This window comes from Cetobacterium sp. ZWU0022 (assembly GCF_000800875.1).
Classification (GTDB): domain Bacteria; phylum Fusobacteriota; class Fusobacteriia; order Fusobacteriales; family Fusobacteriaceae; genus Cetobacterium_A.
Window position 1 is genome coordinate 1 of the sequence record NZ_JRJZ01000115.1, and the last position, 2432, is coordinate 2432.

Here is a 2432-nt window from a genome sequence, read left to right on the forward strand (position 1 = left end):
TATTTACAGATAAATATACTGGAAAAACTTTAGATAGAGAAGGACTAAATGAACTCTTAAATATATTAAAACCTGGAGATACTTTAGTTGTTAAAGAAATTGATAGATTGGGAAGAAACAGAAAAGAAACTAAAGAACTTATAATTTCTTTAATAAAAAAAGAAATTGAACTAGTTTGTTTAGATATGCCATACCTTAAAGAATTTATTATTGATAAAATCAGAGAAAATGGTGGGTTTCTTGAGATAATGGCTAATGCTCTACTAGATGTAATTCTTGAAGTTGCTGAACAGGAACGAAAAAAGATAGTTGGAAGAACTTCTGAAGGAAGAAAAAGAGCTATTCAGGATGGACGTAAATTTGGAAGAAAAGCCAAAATATCGTTAAATAAATTCAAAGAGTACTATGAAAAATTTTTAAAACGTGAGATGAAAGCTATAGAAATTCAAAAAGAACTAGGAATAAGTAAGCAGTGTTATTACAACTACATAACACTTTTAAAAAAAGGAAATACAGATGAAATATAGGAATACGATTCTTACAAAAAGAGAAAGAGAGGAAGTTCTAAATTTTCTTGTAGAAGACAAAAAAATGAATGTGAATTTTCTTCTCTCAAAAGAAGAGATTAATAAGATCAAAAAATTAGAAAAACCCTATCTTAGAATTGGCTATGCCTTCCAGTTTCTTTATCTTAAATCTAAAGGTATAAGAATTACTGGAGTTACTGATAAAATTCCAGAGAACATATTAAACTTTATAGCAATTCAACTCGAGTGTAATACAAAATATATTGAGAAATATTGGAGTATAAGAAATACGAAAGATAGACATTTTCAAAATATATGTAACTCTTTAGGCTATCGTAAATTTGAATATAATTCTGAAACAGAAAAGATTTTTTATAAAGCTGCTTTTTCTAACGGAAGCAGTTTAAGTATGGTAAAAGATATTTTTGAAATTTTAAACTATAGAAAAATTGTAACTCCTTCTATTGAGATGATTGAGCACTTTTTATGGATTGCAAATGAAAAAGTTGAATCTGAAATATATAAGCAAGTTCTTTCTCAAATAAATGATATTTCAAAGATTAGAGGTATTCTTAATATAGAAAATTCAGGGACATCAATATATTCTAGAATAAAAAATACTACAGTTAATCCAAACTCTGGTGGAGTTAAAGAACTTTTAAAAACTATAAAAGAATTGGATAATTTTGGAAAAACTCCAGATCTTAGTTTTCTAAGTGACAGTAAACTGAGATATTTTGCACTGGAAATTCAGAAATCAGATAAATATAGAATAGAAAGATTTCTAAATAATGAAAAAAAAGATGCTTATCTTGCTATGTTTATCCATTTTAAGAGAAAAGAGTTCGTAGATATGGTGATTGAAGTAACATCTAATTATGCTCACACAGTTATGAAAAGAAGTCGTAAAAAATCAAGAGAATACAATATTCAAGCTCAAGAAAAATTGAAACTCACCTCAAAAAAGCTAAAGGAAATTGTAAAAAACATATTAGAAATAAAGCAAATTGAGGACCTCTATAAATATCAAGATAAACTTCAACCTCTTAAAGTTGAATTAGAATCCCAAGATGATGATATGGATGAAATTGATTTTCTTCTTAAATCTCATCAAAGTTTCAATTATACGAATCAACTTCTGGAATGTATTGAGTTTGATAGCTATACAAAACCTGAATTTATAAAATATCTTAAGGATTTTCCTAATCTTAAACACAAGAAAAAAATCGAACTGGATATCTCGTTTTTTAGTTCTCAATGGCAAAAAAATATTAAGAAGCTAGAGTATAGTAAAAAAGCTATTGAGTTAGCTCTTTTATATTCTATAAGAGACTATATTAGGTCTGGTGATATTTTTGTTAGAGAAAGTAGGAAATACAATAGTTTTGATCATTATCTCATAGAATCTCAAAAACTGGCAGATAATCAAGAATCTTTAAAATTTTTGGAGAGTTTAAAACCTTTACTAACTATTCCAAAGAAATTAGTATTTTCTACAGATATTATCCCAGATGAAAAAAGTAATTTTAGTGATAAAATCTATAGTCTTTTTCCTAAGATAACAATGACTGAAATTCTTTATGAAGTTAACTCTTGGACTGGAGTCTTAGAGGATATAAGAGGAAAAGATAATAGCTTTTCTCAAAAACAAAAACCTTTGATTGCTACTTTAATGGCAAACGGGCATAATATAGGATTTTCAAAGATGGCTATCTCTAGTTCTATAGAGGAATCTGTACTCAGAAGAACCAATGAGTTTTATTTCAATAGTGATGCTTTATCTAAGGCCCAGAAACGATTGATAAATTATCATCATTCACTTGAAATAGTTAAAAATTGGGGAAGTGGTGATAAATCTTCTTCAGATGGAATGAGAGTTCCTATAAATTCAAAGAATATTTATAC

Annotated in this window: 2 protein-coding genes; both read left to right on the forward strand. The window is 27.4% G+C overall.

Features of this window, described 5'->3' with window-relative positions; translation table 11 throughout:
• On the forward strand, positions 1–527 hold a 527-nt coding region (locus L988_RS13295), incomplete at its 5' end, for a recombinase family protein (RefSeq protein WP_052191781.1).
• Positions 517–2432, forward strand: a 1916-nt coding sequence (locus L988_RS09080) for a Tn3 family transposase (protein WP_047383616.1), incomplete at its 3' end; no start/stop codon positions are given. The genes L988_RS13295 and L988_RS09080, both read left to right, overlap by 11 nt.